15 protein-coding genes and 1 pseudogene are annotated in these 18,477 nt (G+C 71.8%); 11 read left to right on the plus strand and 5 right to left on the minus strand.

The genetic code is table 11. The features are described from left to right. A partial coding sequence (locus tag ACLBWX_RS20900; protein WP_447678900.1) for a homospermidine synthase occupies positions 1-1,415 on the plus strand: 1,415 nt, incomplete at its 5' end. 14 nt (positions 1,416-1,429) lie between these two features. Beyond that, a pseudogene (gene hpnE, locus ACLBWX_RS20905) lies at positions 1,430-2,655 on the plus strand (hydroxysqualene dehydroxylase HpnE). 332 nt (positions 2,656-2,987) lie between these two features. Here the strand turns inward: hpnE and ACLBWX_RS20910 are convergent. After that, the gene (locus tag ACLBWX_RS20910; protein WP_447678901.1) at positions 2,988-3,164 is read right to left on the minus strand and encodes a hypothetical protein; all 177 of its coding nucleotides are present in this window, start codon (positions 3,162-3,164) and stop codon (positions 2,988-2,990) included. Between the two features lie 162 nt (positions 3,165-3,326). On the opposite strand from ACLBWX_RS20910, the gene ACLBWX_RS20915 reads away from it, so the two are divergent. Beyond that, positions 3,327-3,500, plus strand: coding sequence for a ribosome modulation factor (locus ACLBWX_RS20915; RefSeq protein WP_447678902.1), 174 nt, complete (start codon positions 3,327-3,329; stop codon positions 3,498-3,500). Between the two features lie 506 nt (positions 3,501-4,006). Continuing rightward, positions 4,007-4,528, plus strand: a complete 522-nt coding sequence (locus ACLBWX_RS20920; RefSeq protein WP_447678903.1) for a hypothetical protein — start codon at positions 4,007-4,009, stop codon at positions 4,526-4,528. 136 nt (positions 4,529-4,664) lie between these two features. Here the strand turns inward: ACLBWX_RS20920 and ACLBWX_RS20925 are convergent, their stop codons facing one another. After that, positions 4,665-5,816, minus strand: coding sequence for an acyltransferase family protein (locus tag ACLBWX_RS20925; RefSeq protein ID WP_447678904.1), 1,152 nt, complete (start codon positions 5,814-5,816; stop codon positions 4,665-4,667). Positions 5,817-6,109: 293 nt separating this feature from the next. Between ACLBWX_RS20925 and ACLBWX_RS20930 the strand changes: the two genes are divergently transcribed. Together ACLBWX_RS20930 and ACLBWX_RS20935 are read left to right on the plus strand one after the other, a co-directional pair. Further along, positions 6,110-6,421, plus strand: coding sequence for a DUF6894 family protein (locus ACLBWX_RS20930; RefSeq protein ID WP_447678905.1), 312 nt, complete (start codon positions 6,110-6,112; stop codon positions 6,419-6,421). A gap of 21 nt (positions 6,422-6,442) precedes the next feature. Next, positions 6,443-8,944: a DNA topoisomerase gene (locus ACLBWX_RS20935; protein WP_447678906.1), complete on the plus strand. Its 2,502-nt coding sequence runs from the start codon at positions 6,443-6,445 to the stop codon at positions 8,942-8,944. Positions 8,945-8,969: 25 nt separating this feature from the next. Here ACLBWX_RS20935 and ACLBWX_RS20940 read toward each other — a convergent pair whose 3' ends face one another. Then, entirely contained in the window at positions 8,970-9,098 is a 129-nt protein-coding gene (locus ACLBWX_RS20940) for a hypothetical protein (RefSeq protein ID WP_272481505.1), read from the minus strand. Between the two features lie 335 nt (positions 9,099-9,433). On the opposite strand from ACLBWX_RS20940, the gene rocF reads away from it, so the two are divergent. Together rocF and ACLBWX_RS20950 are read left to right on the plus strand one after the other, a co-directional pair. After that, positions 9,434-10,363: an arginase gene (gene rocF, locus ACLBWX_RS20945; RefSeq protein ID WP_447678907.1), complete on the plus strand. Its 930-nt coding sequence runs from the start codon at positions 9,434-9,436 to the stop codon at positions 10,361-10,363. Between the two features lie 196 nt (positions 10,364-10,559). Continuing rightward, on the plus strand, positions 10,560-11,798 hold the full coding sequence (locus ACLBWX_RS20950; RefSeq protein ID WP_447678908.1) for a sensor domain-containing diguanylate cyclase: 1,239 nt from the start codon (positions 10,560-10,562) through the stop codon (positions 11,796-11,798). Positions 11,799-11,837: 39 nt separating this feature from the next. Here ACLBWX_RS20950 and ACLBWX_RS20955 read toward each other — a convergent pair whose 3' ends face one another. Both ACLBWX_RS20955 and ACLBWX_RS20960 read right to left on the minus strand, forming a co-directional pair. After that, the gene (locus tag ACLBWX_RS20955) at positions 11,838-12,023 is read right to left on the minus strand and encodes a hypothetical protein (protein WP_447678909.1); all 186 of its coding nucleotides are present in this window, start codon (positions 12,021-12,023) and stop codon (positions 11,838-11,840) included. 203 nt (positions 12,024-12,226) lie between these two features. Further along, on the minus strand, positions 12,227-12,685 hold the full coding sequence (locus ACLBWX_RS20960; RefSeq protein ID WP_447678910.1) for a hypothetical protein: 459 nt from the start codon (positions 12,683-12,685) through the stop codon (positions 12,227-12,229). Between the two features lie 226 nt (positions 12,686-12,911). Between ACLBWX_RS20960 and ACLBWX_RS20965 the strand changes: the two genes are divergently transcribed. The 3 genes from ACLBWX_RS20965 to ACLBWX_RS20975 all read left to right on the plus strand — a co-directional run bounded on the left by ACLBWX_RS20965 (position 12,912) and on the right by ACLBWX_RS20975 (position 18,436). Further along, positions 12,912-13,055 carry a hypothetical protein gene (locus tag ACLBWX_RS20965; protein WP_447678911.1) on the plus strand — a complete coding sequence of 48 codons (144 nt, stop codon included), beginning with the start codon at positions 12,912-12,914 and terminating at the stop codon, positions 13,053-13,055. A gap of 292 nt (positions 13,056-13,347) precedes the next feature. Then, positions 13,348-17,028, plus strand: a complete 3,681-nt coding sequence (gene putA / locus ACLBWX_RS20970) for a bifunctional proline dehydrogenase/L-glutamate gamma-semialdehyde dehydrogenase PutA (RefSeq protein WP_447678912.1) — start codon at positions 13,348-13,350, stop codon at positions 17,026-17,028. Between the two features lie 157 nt (positions 17,029-17,185). Next, positions 17,186-18,436: a metallophosphoesterase family protein gene (locus tag ACLBWX_RS20975; protein ID WP_447678913.1), complete on the plus strand. Its 1,251-nt coding sequence runs from the start codon at positions 17,186-17,188 to the stop codon at positions 18,434-18,436. The last annotated feature ends 41 nt before the right edge of the window (positions 18,437-18,477 follow it).

Raw genomic sequence — 18,477 nt, forward strand, 5'->3', positions numbered from 1 at the left:
TCCACGGCCGCATCACCGGCCCCATCGTGATGATCGGCTTCGGCTCCATCGGGCGCGGCACGCTCCCGCTGATCGCGCGTCACTTCGACTACGACAAGGCCCGCTTCACGGTCGTCGAGCCCTCCGACGCGCACAGGTCCCTGGCCGACAAGCACGGCCTGCGCTTCGAGCAGGTGGCGCTGACCAAGGAGAACTATCGCGACGTGCTGACGCCGCTGCTCACGGAAGGCGGCGGCCAGGGCTTCTGCGTCAACCTCTCGGTCGACACCTCGTCTCGGGCGATCATGGAACTGTGCCGGGAACTCGGCGCCTTCTACATCGACACCGTCGCGGAGCCGTGGCCGGGCTTCTACTTCGACAAGGACAGGAGCCAGGGCGACCGCACCAACTACGCCCTGCGCCAGGACATCCTGGACGCGCGCACCGCCAGCCCCGGCGGCACCACCGCCGTGTCCTGCTGCGGCGCCAATCCCGGCATGGTCTCGTGGTTCGTCAAGCAGGCGCTCCTGAACGTCGCCGGCGATCTCGGCCTGAAGACCGCCGAGCCGAAGGATCGCGCCGGCTGGGCCGCGCTCATGCGCGCGGTCGGCGTCAAGGGCGTGCACATCGCCGAGCGCGACACCCAGCGCGCCAAGTCGGCCAAGCCGATGGGCGTGTTCGTCAACACCTGGTCGGTGGAAGGCTTCGTCTCCGAGGGCAATCAGCCGGCCGAGCTCGGTTGGGGCACCCACGAGACCTGGATGCCGGAGAACGGCCGCGAGCAGGAGAAGGGCTCGCGCTGCGCCATCTACCTGCTCCAGCCCGGCGCCGACACCCGCGTGCGCTCCTGGACCCCCACGGCCCAGTCGCAATACGCCTTCCTGGTGACCCACAACGAGGCCGTCTCGATCTCCGACTACTACACGGTGCGCGAGGGCGAGCGCGCCGCCTACCGGCCGACCTGCCACTACGCCTACCACCCCGCCAACGACGCCGTGCTCTCGCTGCACGAGATGTTCGGCAATGGCGGCAAGGTCCAGGAAAAGATCCACATCCTCGACGAGACCGAGATCGTGGACGGCATCGACGAACTCGGCGTGCTCCTCTACGGCCACGCCAAGAACGCCTACTGGTACGGCTCGCAGCTCTCCATCGAGGAGACCCGCCGCATCGCCCCCTACCAGAACGCCACCGGCCTGCAGGTGACCTCCGCCGTGCTCGCCGGCATGGTCTGGGCGCTGGAGAACCCGGAGGCCGGCATCGTCGAGGCCGACGAGATGGACTTCCGACGCTGCCTCGAAGTGCAGTCCCCGTATCTCGGCCCCGTCATCGGCGTCTACACCGACTGGACGCCGCTGACCGGCCGCCCGGGCCTGTTCCCCGAGGACATCGACACCAGCGACCCATGGCAGTTCCGCAACGTCCTCGTGCGTTGACGGAAGGGTACGCGATGACGGGTGTCGTTCACGTCGTGGGCGCGGGGCTGTCGGGGCTCTCCGCGGCCGTGCGGCTCGTGGAAGCCGGGCGTCAGGTGATGGTCCATGAAGCCGCCGGCCATGCCGGCGGCCGCTGCAGATCCTATCACGACCCGCATCTCGGGATGACCATCGACAACGGCAACCACCTTGTCCTGTCGGGCAACGGGGCGACCTTCGCATTCCTGGACCGCATCGGCGGCCGCAGGGCGGTCGCCGTGCATCCGCGGGCGGAGTTTCCCTTCGTCGACCTCGCCGCGGGCGAACGCTGGACGCTGCGCCTCAATCAGGGGCGCGTCCCGGGTACCCAGGCGATCGATTGCGCGGCGATCCTTCGCCTCCTTTCGGCAAGGCCGGGTGCGAAGGTCTCGGATGTCCTCGCCTGCGGGGGGACGCTCTACGAGCGGCCTTGGCGCCCCGTCCTCCTGGCGGCGTTGGACCTCGATCCGAGGGATGCGGATGCGACCCTCGCCGCACAGGTCCTGCGGGAGACCTTCGACGAAGGCGGGGATGCCTGCCGGCCCGTCATCGCCCAGGGCGGGCTCTCGGCAGCCTTCGTCGCCCCGGCCTTGCGCTTCCTGGAGGAGCGCGGGGCGGTGGTTCGCCACAACGATCGTCTGCACCGCCTCGCGTACGAGGGCGGGCGCGTCGCCGGCCTCGTCCTCGGCGACGGCCCGATGCGGCCGAAGCCTCGGGATCAGGTCATCCTTGCGCTTCCTCCGAAGGCGACGGCCGACGCCGTCCCGGGGCTGGAGGTCCCGACGGATCACCGGGGGATCGCGAACGTCCACTTCGGCGTGAAATGCCCTGCCGGCATGCCGCGGCTGACGGGTGTGGTGAACGGGCTGTCCGATTGGATCTTCGCCTTTCCGGATCGCATTTCGGTGACCGTCAGCGCAACGGACCTGGGCGATTTGAGCCGACCGGAACTCGCGCATCCGATCTGGGCCGAGGTCTCCGACGTCACCGGCCGGTCCATGTCCGGCCTGTCCGACAGGCCGCCGCCCTGGCAGGTCATCCGCGAGAAGCGAGCGACCTTTGCGCCAACGCCCGAGGCGGCCCGGCATCGGCCCCGGACACGCACGGAATTTCGAAACCTCTTCATCGCCGGCGACTGGACCGACACGGGCCTGCCTGCCTCGAGGGGGCCATTCGACCGGGCGGCAAGGCAGCCCGAACGGCAATGGAAGCGGATGGCTGATCCACTTCGGAATTGCGAGCCACAATTTCTGGCGAAAACTTGCATAACTTCAGAGATTGCTTATCTCTTGGCTACAATAATGCGACCGCTGTCGGCGCAACGGTGTGCGCAGATCGGTGCCCCTTGTCGCTTCCGTCGCCGCGTCCGCGGTCGTGCTATAGGGCGGACCGGGAGCCGGACGCCTCCCGGCGCCGCTTCGGGCTCCCTGAGCGGGAGCTTCGGCGGAGGATGGCCGCCGACATCCTGGAGGCTGGCGACGGGGTTGCGTTCGCCCGCGACGACCGGAGCCTCAGGGCTGCCGGACACAGCGCGGGCGCCCTACGGATGGCGCGTCAGTGCTCGGTGCCGGGCATGTTCGGCCTCGGCGCGCCACCGTGATCCCGGATGATGCTGGAGCGCGCGGGATCGTTCTTCAGGTCTGCCACCTGCTTGCGGGCCGCAAGGGCCAGGAACAGGAGGCCGCCGAGCGTTCCGAACGCGAGGAACAGGAGCGGATAGCCAGCACTCATCTGCCGAACTCCGATTGCCCCGTTCGGAATGAAGGGGCTGCATGCATAATGCTGCAATCTGCGTGTCGGTTGCGCAGTAAAATTCTAACCAGGGTCGGGCGTCGGGAGATGCCGACGCGCGGCGCCGCTTGGAGCGGCGACCTCGCGCGCTACCTACCATCCATGACCGAGCCGCCAGACGACAACCTCGACCATTATGCGCTGGGCTTCTATGCGCCCGGCAAGGGCTTGCTCCGCGAGGACTGCCCCTATGCCGACGGCACCGAGGCGCATGCCCGGTGGACCGCCGGCTACGATGCTGCGGTCGCGGAGAGGACCGGCAACGCACCGCCCTGAGACCGAGCCGGCAACGGCCTCCGTGACAGGTCACGAACGGGAAGCGGTCCGGCCGCGACACGGCGGGCCTGGTCGGCGCACAGGATCCGGCTGATGGCGCTTCCGGCTTTCCCTCCCGGCTTCCGCTCGCTCTGGTACCCCTCGCGTCCTGGGCGTCGCCGGTTGCACGTTGACGGCGTGGCTGATCCGACGAAGCGGACTTGCCCGGGGCGGCGATGCCGTCCTGTCCATCCGTCGATGGCCGGGCACTACCGCCGCGGCGGTACCCCGTCGTTGCGGTAAGCCCGGGGATGACTTAACACCGTCTCTGCGGACAATCTGGACAGTCGAGATCTCTACGCACCTGAGGCGGTGAGGTCGCGAGACCGTCTGTTTCGATGAGCCGGCGGACGGGAGATCGCGCATTGGGACCATTCTCGAGGACAGGCCTCGCGAGCGCCTTGATCCTGGCTGTTTCGGTGCCGTCTGCGTCGGCCGTCTGCATCCCCAAGCGCAGGATATCGGACGTGGCCGTCGAGGCCTTCCTGGACCGGCCGTCCGACCTCCTTTCGCGACATCCGAATGACCAGCGCGGCCTTTCCGCTGAAGTCGACACGCTGGCTTTGGCGAGCCCTCAGGCCCTGTCCGCACTCCTGCGCCTGGCCCGCACGGCGCTTCCGGACCAGCGCCAGGCGATCGGATACGGCCTCGGGCGCGTCTCAGCCTACTGCGAGTCGCGCGATGCCAGTGTCAGCCGCCGCATCACGGAAGCGGTGACCGCTCTGGGGAACAGGGACGTCGCCTTCGCCTATCGACTGGCACGGGAGGGCATCAACGGCGAATCCCCCAGTCTGAAGAGCGTCGATCCCAGCGCCCTCAATCCCGACATCGCGGCGGGGAGCCAGAATCCCCTCACGCGCGCAACGGATGGCGCGCTTCCCGCGCGGCCCGAGACCGACAACGGAAAGGGCGGCTTCATCGGAAGGGTTCGCCCCGACACCACCTTGGACAGACCGGACTTCAAGCTTCCAGACCAGACCGTGCGGTGAGCGGCGCGCCCGCATCGTGAGGGGCGGCCTCGCCGGCGGTGGGGCGCCGCCGGTCGGCCTGCGCGGGCTTCGCCGCGACGGCCCCAAATCGGTCCTTCCCAACCCAATCGGGTGACTCTCGCCTGCGATGGTGGCTTTACGACGCTTGGGCGGCCATTCCCGAGGCGGGCCGGCGTCCGAAGGCAGCATTCCTCAGAAGCGCGAGGAGAGGTTGCTCGATGAGCTTGTGGACCGCGATCGATGCGGAAATCCCGACGAGGAGAATCGCCAGTCCCACGACCAGACCTGTCGCTCGACCCGCCAGGATCGGGCTCTGGGCGAGCTTGATGGAGGCCGAGATGATGGGCTCGTGGATGAGGTAGAGGACGTAGGAGGCCGAGCCGAGGATTCCGAGCGATGCCCCCACGCGCGAAGGGCCGGCCACGCGCACGGTGAGGAGGCCGATCATGACCATCGCATAGAGCGCAAAGAACAGAAGCGCCTCGGCGGCCGCGTTCGGCAGGATGACCACGCCCGAGACGCCGCGCAGCCAGAGGGCGACCCCGACACCGACGGCGCCTATGGCGCCGATGAGGCGAAACAGCATCGCCTGGCCGCGACCGTATTCCCGGTAGATCCAGGCGATGAGCATTCCGATCGCAAAGCCGAAATTCTCGTGCCCCAGGAAGCGGGCAAGAGGCTGCATGTTCTGATAGCCGACGGGAATGAAATCGAAGATCAATGTCGCGAGGCAGGCGACTTGCCAGAGCACAAAGGCCAACAGGCCAAGTCTGGCATGAAAGATCATTGCTGAGAAAACGATGTAGAACACCAGTTCGTGCTGCAGAGTCCAGGCGGGCTGAAGAACCCGGACGCCCTCGCGGGGAATCAGCAGCAGATCCGTGATGAATTGGATGACCGTCAGGTCACGATGGCCGTTGGCCCCTGCCCCGGCGAGCAACGCGATTCCGAGCGGCAGCACGCAGAGCCAGTAGATCGGATAAAGCCGAATGAAGCGCTTGGTGATGAAGCTGGAGAAGCGGTCGGGCCGGCCAATGTCCTGGAGGTGGGTGTGAAGAATGATGAAGCCGCTGAGGATGAAAAAGAATTCGACGCCCGTCGCCCCGCCGAAGAACCAGCCCGACCACCACGTCGAACCGAATTTCTCGGTGATGCTCATGTCGAGGTGAAACAGAAACACGCCGAGCGCCGCGATGCCACGGGCCCACTGGATGGAGTCGATGTTTCGTCGCGCGATCGATTCGGGACCCCGACCCGGTTCGGCGGCTCTCGGCACAGCGAGCGTCAAGCGAATCGCTCCTCATGTTTGAAGAGCCCCAGCCTTATGCAGATCAGACACAAATATCAAATGTGATAACCAAATGTTATCGACGCGGCGATGGCTCTGTGCCGTGACTGGGATGCTCCGGTGGTCGGACGCACGGGCGACCGGGGCGCCGGCCTCGGAGCGCAGGGGAACCCGCGGGGCCTTCGGCGGCGGACGGATCGGCCCTTGCCAACTGCGCACCCTTGCCCTCATATGAGAACAGAGAGTGAACTCGGCGCCGTCGCGAGGGGCGTCCACGAGGGAGTCCGAGCAGCATGGCGCGCTACCGCTTCCATTGCACCAACGGCCGCGAATGCGTGTTCGATGCCGTCGGGAACGACATCCGGGCGCCCCATCGCCTGGTGCGACGGGCCGAGGCGGTGGCGCGGGACGTGATGCGCAGCCTCGGCGAGGCGGGGAACTGGGCGGAGTGGCACGTGACCGTGCACGATCTGCGCGGCCGCCGCGTCCTGGTCCGGTCCTTCCTGTCGGTCGATCCGACGGCAACGCCCGGGCGTTCGCGACCCGGACGAGAGGCGCAGCGGGGCCGGCCCCGGGGCGGGGACGTCCTCGGGCAGGCCGCCTGATCACGGCCCCGACCCGCGCTCATGTCCCTTTCCATGCCTCCGGCCCAATCTTTGGCCAAGTCTCCGGCCAAGTCCCCCGCTCCCTCCGGCCGCACGCTGTTCTTCTTCGAGAAGCCGTCGGCGATGCGCCAGCTCCAGCGCTTCTTCCGCTCGCCCGGCACCGTCTGCGTCGCCGCCGAGGGACACCTGCTCACCGCAGAGGAGCCGGGCCGGATCCGGCCCGAATGGAAGGCCTGGCAATTCGAGACCCTGCCCATCGTCCTCGACACCCTTCCGGTGATCTGCGGCACCGGCCGCTCCGGCCAGTCGCATGCGGGCAAGCTCGCGGCGATCGGCCAGGCCCTGCGCGGCGTCGAGCGCGTCATCATCGCCACCGATCCGGGGCGGGAGGGCTCGATGATCGCCTGGGAGGTGCTGGAGCATTTCGGCTGGCGCGGCCGGGTCGACCGCCTGAAGCTCGGCGCCCTCGACGACCTCTCGGTCCGGCGGGCCTTCGCCACCCTGGCCCGTGAGCCGGAATCCGGCGAGCAGGACTACGCCGCCTACCTGGAGGCGCTGTGCCGGCAATACGAGGATTACCATCTCGGCCTCAACGGCACGCGCGCGATCTCCCTGCGCCTGCGCCCGCCCGCCTTCCGCGAGCCCTGGCGCTTCGGCGGGGTGCAGACGCCGACCCTCGCCATCCTGGCCGACCTGGAGGCGCGCATCCGGGCCTTCGTGCCGCAGGATTTCTTCAAGGTGGCGCTGCACGTCGAGACCGGCACGGGGGCGGCCCTGACCCTGTGGCACCTGCCGAAGGAGCGGATCTTCGAGCGCCCCGCGGCCGAGACCATCCGGACGGCGGCGGCCGCCTGGTCCGGGCTCCTGGCGGTGGTCCAGAAGGACGTGCGCCGGGCGCCGCCGCGCCTTTTCTCGAAGGACACCCTGGCCCGGCGCTGCGCCAAGCGCTTCGGCTGGGACCCGCAGCACACGGCGCGGCTCGCGCAGGATCTCTACGACCAGGGCTATCTCAGCTACCCGCGCACCGAGTCGGAAAGTCTGCCCGAGGGGCAGGCCGGGGATGCCGGCGCGGTGATGGCCGCCATCGGCTCCGTGCTGGCGGACCTCCGGCCTCTGCTCACCGCGGACGCGCCCGTCATCCGGCGCGGGGCGAGAGGGCATTACGTCAAGGACCCGGGCGAGCACCACGCCGTCGTGCCTCTGCGCAAGGTGCCGGAGCGCGGGCGGCTCGAGGCGGACCTCTTCCGCCTCTGGGAGCTCGTGGCCAAGGCCTACGGCGCCGCCCACCTGCCCGACGGCATCGATGCGCGCACGGAGGTGGCGGTCGAGGTGGCGACGCCCCTTGGCGCGAAGCGCTTCGCGGTCAGCGGGCGCGTCGTGCGCGTGCCGGGTTGGCGCGCGCTCTACGGGGCGGAGGCCGACGTCGAGGCCGATCTCGTGCCCGGCAAGGCCCGGCCCGAGGACGAGGCCCGCGCCGCCCGCCTACCCGCGGTCAGCGACGGAGAGGCGGCGACGGCCGCGGGCGCCGACATCGCCGAGGCCGTGACCGAGCCGCCCCGGCGGATCACCCGGGGCGAGCTTCCTGTGGTGATGGGGCGCCTGATCGACCAGGTGGACGACCCGGCGGCGAAGCGGGCGCTGGAGAACCCGGTCAACCCGAACGAGCCGAAGGGGCTCGGCACGGCCGCAACCCGGGACAGCATCCTGCCCAAGCTCCTGAAGAGCCACTACCTCGCCCTGGCGGAGGGCAAGGATCCGGCCCTCACGGTGACCGAGGTGGGGCTCGCCTTCATCGCGGCGGTGCGGCGGGTCTTTCCGGCCTATGGCGACCCGGTGGGCCGGGCGATGTTCGAGGCGGAACTCGCCGAGATCGGCCGGGCTCCCACGCGGGCGGAGGCCCGCGCCCGGGCCGAGGCCTTCCGGGAGCGCACGCGCGCGCGCCTCGACGGCCTGATCTCCGCCATCGCCCAGGCGGGGGTGGTCAGCCTGGATCCGAGCCTGGCGCCGCCGCCATCGCGGGGACAGGGACGGGGACGCGCCGGCGGGGACCGCCCGCCGACGCCGGCCATGGCCGCCTTCGCGGTGTCGCTGGCCGCGCGCAAGGGCATCGCCCTGCCCCGCGGCTGCAAGAGCAGCCTCGCCCGCTGCCGCGCCTTCCTGGATGCCGAGGCCGGACCCGCCGCAACGCGGATGGCTCCGGCCGGTGGGGCGCGTCCGCCGAGCGCCGCGATGCTGCGCTATGCCCGCAGTCTCGCCGCGGAGCGCGGCCTGGACTGCCCGCCCGAGATCGAGACGCAGTTCGAGGCCTGCCGCGGGTTTCTCGACGCCCACGCGGCGTCCGTGCAGACGGGGCGCGCGGCGCGTCAGGCCAAGCCGGAGCCGGCCAAGCCGAGGTCATTTCCAGCGGGCGCGTCGCCATCGCGGTCCGGCCAGCCGAACTCCGGCAAGTCCGGGTCTGGCAAGTCGAACTCCGGCAAGCCGCGCCGGAAGCCTGCCGCGGCGCGCGCCGCGTCCGGGTCGTGACGGGGCCGTCCGATCGCGGACCGGCTCAGGTTGCGGCCGGACGGCCGCGCAGGAGGCCGCCGAAGCTTTGGAACGGCAGCCAGAGAAGCTTCAGGAAAGCCCGGATCGTCAGGACGGCGGCGACGGTGAAGAGCGCCAGCAGCGTTTTGATCATGGGAAACTCCTTGTTCGAGGTCGCGGCCGCTGCGTGATCCAGGGCCTCGACCCGCCCCAGTGGGCTCGGAGAAACGGGCGGGATTAAGGACGCGCCGCCGAATTCGCGGCCCGGCCGCGCGGGGGCGCCGGGAGGCTCCGCTCAGGCTGTGGCCTGAATGGTTAACAAAACATGGAGGCCGGTCAAGTGCGGCGGCGGTCCCGGAACGATCGTCACGCGGATCGGCTAAAGTCGGCCCGGGCCTTCCCGTCCGACGGGCCGGATCGCGGTGGAACCGGCCGCGGCACGGCCCTGGCGAGGGCGCCGGTCGACCCGATTTGGAGCGAGACGACGCCATGACGAACCAATGCTGCCTCCTCCTCGGCGCCCGCGTGCAGGAGGGGGCCGGTCGCCTCGGCTGCGACATGGGGCCGAGCGCCTACCGGGCCGCGGGCCTCGCCGAGACCCTCTCGGGCCTCGGGCTCGACATCGTCGATGCGGGCGATCTCGCGCCGCCCCCCGCGGTGGCGCGGGCCCATCCCAACGGCGCCCTGCGCCACCTCGGCGCCTTCGCGGCCTGGACCGAGGCCCTGGCCGAAGCCGCCGACGCGCACAGCGCCGAGGCCGTGCCGATCTTCCTCGGGGGCGATCACAGCCTGTCGGCGGGCACCCTGTCGGGGCTCGGGCGCCGGGCGGCGCGCGAGGGACGGCCCCTCTTCGTGCTCTGGCTGGACGCGCACGCGGATTTCCACACCCTCGACACCACCACCAGCGGCAACCTCCACGGCGTTCCCCTCGCCTACGCCACCGGCCGCCGGGGGTTCTCCGACTACCTGCCGGCCCCTTCCGCGCCGATCGACCCGCGCAACGTCTGCCTGATGGGCACGCGCAGCCTCGACCCGGCGGAGCGCTCGGCGGTGCTCGAGGCCGGCGTGCTGATCCACGACATGCGCAGCATCGACGAGGCCGGCGTCGTCGCGCCGCTGCGCGCGTTCCTCGCCCGGGTCGCCGCGGCCGGCGGCCGGCTCCATGTCAGCCTCGACGTGGATTTCCTGGATCCCGGCATCGCGCCGGGCGTCGGCACGACGGTGCCGGGTGGCGCGACCTTCCGCGAGGCGCACCTGATCATGGAGATGCTGCACGATTCCCGCCTCGTCGGCAGCCTCGATCTCGTCGAGCTAAATCCGTTCCTCGACGAGCGCGGCCGGACGGCCCTCCTCATGGTGGATCTCGCCGCCAGCCTGATGGGCCGGACCGTGCTCGACCGGCCGACGCAGAGCTACTGATGCCAGACCTCGATGAGCCCGACCTACGGGCCGGGCTCATCGAGGTCTGAGCCGTGCCGCGGAACGATCCGGCTTGTCTCAGGTGCCGCGGCCCCTCGTTCTCGCGCCCGACTCGGCCGTCTCGCGATTGCGGTGATGCCTAGCGGAGTGGTGAAGCCTTTCGTAATCATTCGTTGCTCAGATCCTCGTGGAATCAATGGATGACCACACGATGCAGGACCAGGCGCGGATCGAGGAGCAGGACCGACTGGCGGCTCTCGATCGCTACGACATCCTCGACACGCCCCAGGAGGAGGCCTTCGACCGCATCACCCGGCTGACGCGCCGGATCTTCGACATGCCGATGTCCACCATCACGCTGATCGACGGTCACCGGCAATGGTTCAAGTCCCGCTCGGGGGTGGAAGCCTGCGAGACGCCGAAGGGACCGGCCCTGTGCGACCTGGCGCGGCGCGAGGCGCGTGCCCTGGTGATCCCGGACACCCTGGCCGACGATCGTTTCGCGCAGAATCCGTTCGTGGTGGGCAGCCCGCACATCCGCTTCTACGCCGGTGTCCCGCTGCGGACGCCGGACGGGCACAGCATCGGCACCCTGTGTGCCATGGATACGCGGCCCCGGCCCTTTCCCGAGGCCGCCGTCGAGTCCCTGGCCGACCTCTCGCACATCGTCATGAGCGAACTCGCGCTGCGCCGCGTCGCCATGACCGACGGCCTGACCGGCGCCCTGTCGCGCCGCGCCTTCCGCGAGGAGTGCGGCCGAACCCTGGCCCTGGCGCTGCGGCACCGGCACGCCCTCAGCTGCATCATGCTGGACCTCGATCACTTCAAGGCCATCAACGACCGGCACGGCCACCCCGTCGGCGACCGGGTCCTGGCGGAAGTGGCCGAGGCCTGCCGCAGGGAGCTTCGGACTTCCGACGCCTTCGGGCGGATGGGGGGCGAGGAATTCGCCGTCCTGCTGCCGCACACCGACCTGGACTCCGCGATGACCGTCGCCGAGAAACTTCGGGCGGCGGTCGCGCGGTTGCGCATTCCTGCGCCGCCGGGCGTCCTGTCGCTCAGCGCCAGCTTCGGCGTCGCGGCGCTGGATGCGTCGGTGGGCCACCTCGACGGGCTCCTGGAGAATGCCGATGCCGCCCTCTACGTCGCCAAGGCGGAGGGACGCGACCGCTGCGCGGCCTGGCAGCCGGCGCCGGTCCCGGAGCAGCCGATGCGCCGCCGCGTCCTGAAGGCGGGCCAGATCTCGTTCAACGGCGGTCGCTCCGTCCTCGACTGCACCGTGCGCAGCCTGTCCGAGACGGAGGCGGGGCTGAAGATCGACAGCACGGCCGGCGTCCCGGAGACCTTCAAGCTCGCCATCGGTGCCGACCGCTTCTCCCGCCTGTGCCGGGTCGTGCAGAAGAGCGAGGGCCGGCTCGACGTCGCGTTCGTCTGAGGGCCGGGCTCACCACCGGAAGGTGCCCCGGACCCGAGCTCAGGCCTGAGCCCCGGCGCGCGGAGCCTCCAGGCCGCGCGAGCGCTCGATCACGGCGCCGAAGCCGCCGATGAGGTCCGCCAGCCTCACCGGGTCGAGCACCGTCAGGAGGGCGTTCGGGCCATCCCCGAGAACCCGGTGCAGGTGGCAGGTCGGCGTCCTCCCCTCGCGACCCCCCGGTGACATCTCCGGATCACGCAAAGCCGAGGACAGCCTCGCAGGTTTCACGACGAATAAAGGTCACGCCGTAGATTCATTTGCGGATCTTGATCTCTTTCTCGTCATCGATGATGGGGCGCCGGAACCCTTACGTCGCGTCCCGGAAAACGGAAATTCACGGGTCTGGTCAGCCCGAGCGGGCACCCGTTTCGGTGTGGCCGGCCCGCATGTCAGTCGGATGCAGGGGGCGGGCGTCGCCGGGTCCAGTCTCGATCCCGGGCCGCCTGGGCCTCGCGGACCTTACCGGACCATTGCTCCCAGGCCGAATCGGGGGGCTGCGGGCGCTTGCGCGCACGCGCCGCCGCCCGCTTCCGGCGCGCGTCCTCGGCCGCCTTCTGCAGTCGCATTTCCTCCACGGTGACCGGCTCCGGCGCGGGCCTGGGCTCTGCCCACGCGTAGGTGCGTTCGGCCGGCCGCCGCGGCCGGTCGCGGTCCGGGGCCGGGCCGGGCGCCGCCTCGGAGCGTCCGGCCTTCGCCAACACGAGCGCGTCGGCCAGCGTGAGGCCGGCGGCCGCGGCGACCCGGGCCGCGGCCGCGCGCCCGGCCGCGCGTTCGCCCGGCGTGGCCCCGCGCTCCATCAGCGCTCGACACTTCGCGAACCGGTCGCGATTCAGGACCCGTACAGCCATGACCCCACCCTACGACCAAAGGCGATGGCGCGCTCGGGGTACGCCGAGCCGTCCACAGGACGGGGCGGGTGCGTCTCAGCACCGCGCGACGAGCCCGGCCGTTCCATGAAGAGTCGGTGTTCGGGGCTAAGGGCCTCGGCCATCGCAGGTGACGATCCGAGCCGAGCCCGCCGATCCGAGCCTGCCGATCCGAGTCCGCCGATCAAGCCCGGCCGAGGAGATCCCGATGATTGCCGCAGGTCCGTTCCGCTGGCTCCTGACCCTCATCGCCATGGTTTCGCCGTTCGCCGCGGGGCCCTGCAGCGCCTCCGGCAAGGGGGCGCTTCAGCCGGATGCAGACGTCCGCGTCGTGTATCGTCACTACCTTTAGGGCGTGGTTCCGGGCCGCGTCCGGCCTCGGGCGCCGGACAGGACCGGACGCGGAACCTCGCGGGTGGATCGGTGGGGGCGCCACAGGGGTCCGAGGACGGATGCGCCCGACCTGTCACCGGCGAGGGTCGTGCCCCGATGGCGCGTCCGGAGGATGGTGATACGGGTCGTCTCGTCAGGGACGTCCGAAGCGTGTCCATGTGGCGCCGCTCGTCCGTGACGGCCCCGGCCTCCATGGCCTCGTGCCCCCTCCCTTTCGGCCTGGGGCACCCGTTCGACACCGTGAGCCCGCGATGAGCCCTGCCGATCCGGTGACGTCGTTCCCCCGCCCCTTCGGCGCGTTCCTGGATCCGCGGAACGCGCCGTCGTCCCTGCGTCGGCGCCTGACCGCGGAGACGCGCGCACCCGAGTCGGACCGGGTCGCGGCCTGTCTCGACGCGGTGTCGACGACGCCCGGGGCCGCGGCGGAGACCGCGCGCCTCGTGCACCACCTCGTCGGACGCCTGCGCGCCAAGGGGCCGGGCGGCGGGGTCCAGGACCTGCTTCGGGAATACGCCCTGTCGACCCACGAGGGCGTGGCGCTGATGTGCCTCGCCGAGGCGCTGCTGCGCATCCCGGACGCGGAGACCCGAGACGCCCTGATCCGCGACAAGATCGGGCACGGGGACTGGGCCGCCCATCTCGGGCACAGCCCCTCGCTCTTCGTCAACGCGGCCACCTGGGGGCTCGTGATCACCGGGCGCCTCGCGGCGGTCTCGGCGGACGCGCCCGGCCTGTCCGGCAGCCTGACCCGCCTCGTCGCCCGGGGCGGCGAGCCGCTGGTCCGCGCGGGCGTGCACCAGGCCATGCGGCTCATGGGGGGCCAGTACGTCTGCGGCGAGACCATCGCGCAGGCCCTGCGCCAGGCCCGGCGCCAGGAGGCGCGCGGCTTCACCCATTCCTTCGACATGCTCGGCGAGGCGGCGATGGACGCGGCCGATGCGGCGCGCTACGCGGCCGACTACACGCACGCCATCCACGCCATCGGCGTCGCCTCGGCCGGGCGCGGGCCCCTCGCCGGCCCCGGCATCTCGATCAAGCTCTCGGCCCTCCATCCGCGCTACGTCCGCGCCCAGCGCGACCGGGTGATGAGCGAGCTCCTCCCCCGCGTCGCCGCCCTGGCGCGCCTCGCCCGCCGCTACGACATCGGCCTCAACATCGACGCCGAGGAGGCCGACCGCCTCGACCTCTCCCTCGACATCCTGGAGGCCCTCTGCGCCGATCCGACCCTCGCCGGCTGGGACGGCCTCGGCTTCGTGGTGCAGGCCTACCAGAAGCGGGCGCTGACGCTGATCGCGGTCCTCGTCGACCTCGCCCGCCGCTCCGGGCGCCGCCTCATGGTCCGCCTCGTCAAGGGCGCCTACTGGGACAGCGAGATCAAGCGCGCGCAGGTGGCGGGCCTGGAGGACTTCCCCGTCTTCACCCGCAAGGTCCACACGGACCTGTCGTACCGCGCCTGCGCGGAGCGGATGCTCGCCGCGCCCGACGCGCTCTTCCCGCAATTCGCCACCCACAACGCCCAGACCGTGGCCGCCCTCCACGCCCTGGCGGGACCCGACTTCCACATCGGGCGCTACGAGTTCCAGTGCCTGCACGGCATGGGCGAGGCGCTCTACGAGGCGGTGGTGGGGCCGGGCGGCCTCGACCGTCCCTGCCGGATCTACGCCCCGGTGGGGACCCACGAGACGCTGCTGGCTTATCTCGTGCGCCGCCTCCTCGAGAACGGCGCCAACTCCTCTTTCGTCAACCGGGTCGCCGATGCGCGCGTGGCCGTGGCCGACCTCGCCGCCGACCCGGTCGCGCTGGTTCGGGCCGCGCAGCCGCTCGGCGCCCCCCATCCGGCGATCCGCAGGCCCCGCGACCTCTTCCCCGACCGGCCGGCGGCGCCCGGCCTCGACCTCGCCGACGAGCAGGCGCTGGCCGACCTCGCGGGCAGCCTGGCGGCGGCGGGCGCGCGGCTCTGGCGGGCGGTGCCGATGCTGGCCGAGGCCGAGCGCACGGGGCCGACCCGCGAGGTCCGCAACCCGGCCGACCGGCGGGACCGCGTCGGCACCGTGGTCGAGGCCGGGCCGGATCTCGCGGGGCAAGCCCTGGCGCAGGCCGGGGCCGGGACGGCCGCCTGGGCCGCGCTGCCGGGCGCGGCACGGGCCGATGTCCTGGTGCGGGCGGCCGCGGCGCTGAGGGTGCGCCGGCCCGCGCTGATCGGCCTCCTCGTCCGCGAGGCCGGCAAGTCGGCCGCCAACGCGCTGGCCGAGGTGCGGGAGGCGGAAGACTTCCTGCGCTACTACGCCGGCGAGGCCCGGGACTTCGCTCACCACACCCACCGGCCCCTCGGGACCGTCGCCTGCATCAGCCCCTGGAACTTCCCGCTGGCGATCTTCACCGGCCAGGTGGCGGCGGCGCTCGCCGCCGGCAACGGTGTCCTGGCCAAGCCCGCCGAGGAGACCCCGCTCATCGCCGCCGAGGGGGTGCGGATCCTGCGCGCGGCCGGGGTGCCGGCCGGCGCCGTCCAGCTCCTGCCCGGCGGCGGCGAGACCGGGGCCGCCCTCGTCGCAGACCCGCGCGTGAACGGCGTCCTGTTCACCGGCTCCACCGCGGTGGCGGCGGGCATCCAGGCCGCTCTCGCGGGGCGCCTGAACCCGGATGGCCACCCCGTGCCCCTGGTGGCCGAGACCGGAGGCCTCAACGCCCTCGTGGTCGATTCCTCGGCGCTCACCGAGCAGGTCGTGGCCGATACCCTGGTCTCGGCCTTCGATTCCGCCGGCCAGCGCTGCTCGGCCCTGCGCCTGCTGGCGCTGCAGGAGGAGATCGCCGACCGGACCCTGGCCATGCTGAAGGGGGCGCTCGCCGAGTACCGGGTCGGCAACCCGGACCGGCTGGCCACCGATATCGGGCCGGTGATCGGCGCGGAGGCCCGCGACGCCATCGAGGCCCACGTCGCCGCGATGCGCGCCGCCGGATACCCCGTCCACCGGGCGCCCCTGCCGGATGGGTGCGACAGGGGCCACTTCGTCGCCCCGACCGTGATCGAGATCCCCTCCGTCGCCGCGCTCACGCACGAGGTCTTCGGCCCGGTGCTGCACGTGGTGCGCTTCGAGCGCGCGGCGTTCGACGCGACGATCGCGGCCGTCAACGCCACCGGCTACGGCCTCACCTTCGGCGTCCAGAGCCGCCTCGACGCGGCGATCGCCCGGGCCTGCGCCGCGAGCGCGGCGGGCAACCTCTACGTCAACCGCAACCTCGTCGGCGCCGTCGTCGGGGTTCAGCCCTTCGGCGGGCACGGCCTCTCCGGCACCGGCCCCAAGGCCGGCGGTCCGCTGATCCTGCGGCGCCTCCTGTCCGCCGCCCCGGCCGGAACCGGCCTGGCCTCCGGACCGCCCGCCCCGGCGGCCCAGGCCTGGGTCCGGTGGCTGCGCGACCAGGGCCGCCACGAAGAGGCCGAGGCCGCCGCGGCGCTGATCGCTCACAGCCCCGTGGGCGGCGAGCGCCTGCTGCCGGGACCGGTGGGCGAGGAGAACCGCTACGGCCTGCATCCGCGCGGCACGATCCTGTGCCGGGCGGAGACCGGGCCGGGCCTCGCGGCCCAGGTCGGCGCGGCGCTGGCCACCGGCAACGGCGTCGTTCTCAGCCCCTCCGGGCCGGCCGAGGCGCTCCTCGCCGCCCTGCCCCGCGATCTGCGCGCCGTCATTCGTGCCGCCGATCCGGAGACCGAGGCCGACGCGGTCCTGTGGGAGGGCGGGTCCGAGGCCCTGACGGCCCTCGCCGTGGCTCTGGCCGCCCGCCCCGGGCCCCTCGTGGCGATCCACCGGCCTCGCCCCGATCCGGCCGCCGGCACCGCGGCCTACCCGATCGAGGGGTTGGTCCGCGAGCGCGTGGTCAGCCGCAACACGGCCGCCGCCGGCGGCAATGCCAGCCTCATGACCCTGGAGGATTGAGGCCCGCCCGCGCGGATACGGCCGAAATCCTTTCGATTCCCAGGGGCTTGCGGTCGGGGGTGAGCGCCCAGGTTGCAATCGGGCGCCAAACCCGCGACCCTGGCCCTCCCCACGTCCCCGCCCCGGAAGCCTCCCAAGGCCCTCGCCCCCGCAGAGTATGTCCGCGTTCACCTTCATCCACGCCGCCGACCTTCATCTCGGCAGCCCGCTCAGCGGCCTCGCCCTCAAGGACCCCGACATCGCCCGGCGCTTCGCCTCCGCCGGGCGCCGGGCCTTCGAGGATCTCGTCACCCTGGCGATCGAGCGGGGCGTCGCCTTCCTGATCGTGGCCGGCGACGTCTATGACGGCGACTGGTCCGACAACACGATCGGGCTGTTCTTCGCCCGTCAGGTCGCCCGCCTCGACCGGGCCGGCATCCCCGTCATCCTGGTGCGCGGCAACCACGACGCCGAGAGCGTCATCACCCGCTCGATCACCCTGCCGGATTCCGTGCGCAGCTTCCCGACGACCCGGGCCGAGACCCACCGCCTCGAGGCCTTCAAGGTGGCGCTGCACGGGCGCAGCTTCCCCAACCGGGCGGTGGAGGAGAACTACGCCCTCACCTATCCGGCCGCCCTGCCGGGCTGGTTCAACATCGGCATCCTGCACACCTCCTGCACCGGCCATGCGGCGCACGCCACCTACGCTCCCTGTTCGGTGGCGGACCTGGCGGGGCGGGGCTACGCCTATTGGGCGCTGGGCCACGTGCACGAATATGCGGAGCTCGCCCGCGACCCCTGGATCGTGTTCCCGGGCAACCTCCAGGGGCGCAGCATCCGCGAATCCGGGGCCAAGGGCGCCGTCGCCGTGTCCGTCGCCGACGGGCGGGTGCAGGGCGTCGAGCGCCTCATCGTCGATCAGGCGCGCTTCCATCCCCTCGACGTCGATCTCTCCGGCCTGGCCGACGAGCGGGCGGCGGTCGCCGCCGTCGAGGCGGCCCTGCGCCCCCTCGCGGAAGCCGCCGCGGCGCGCCTCATCGCGGTGCGGGTGCGCCTGCGGGGCGAGACCCCGGCCCACGACCGCCTGGCGGCCGACCGCGACGGGCTCACCGCCGAGATCCAGGCGGCGGCCCACCGCATCCACGAGGACATCTGGCTGGAACGCCTGAAGATCGAGACCGCCCGTCCGCGCCGGCCCGTCGCCGAGGCCCGCCCCGAGGCCTTCGCGGCCATCGACCCCGCCACCCTACTGGCGGCGGTGGACCACGAGCCGGAATTCCGCGCCCGTGCCCGGGCGGCCCTCGCCGAGATCGCCGCCAGGATGCCGGCCGGCCTCGCCGCCGAGGACGACCTCGCCGCCGACCTCGACGCCCTCTGCGCGGAGGCCGAGGCGGTGATCCTGGGACGCCTCTCCGGGCGGACCTGCTAGAACCCGGCCCGAACCCGCCGGCCCCCGAGATCCCGCACCGA

Source organism: Methylobacterium sp. M6A4_1b (assembly GCF_053345175.1).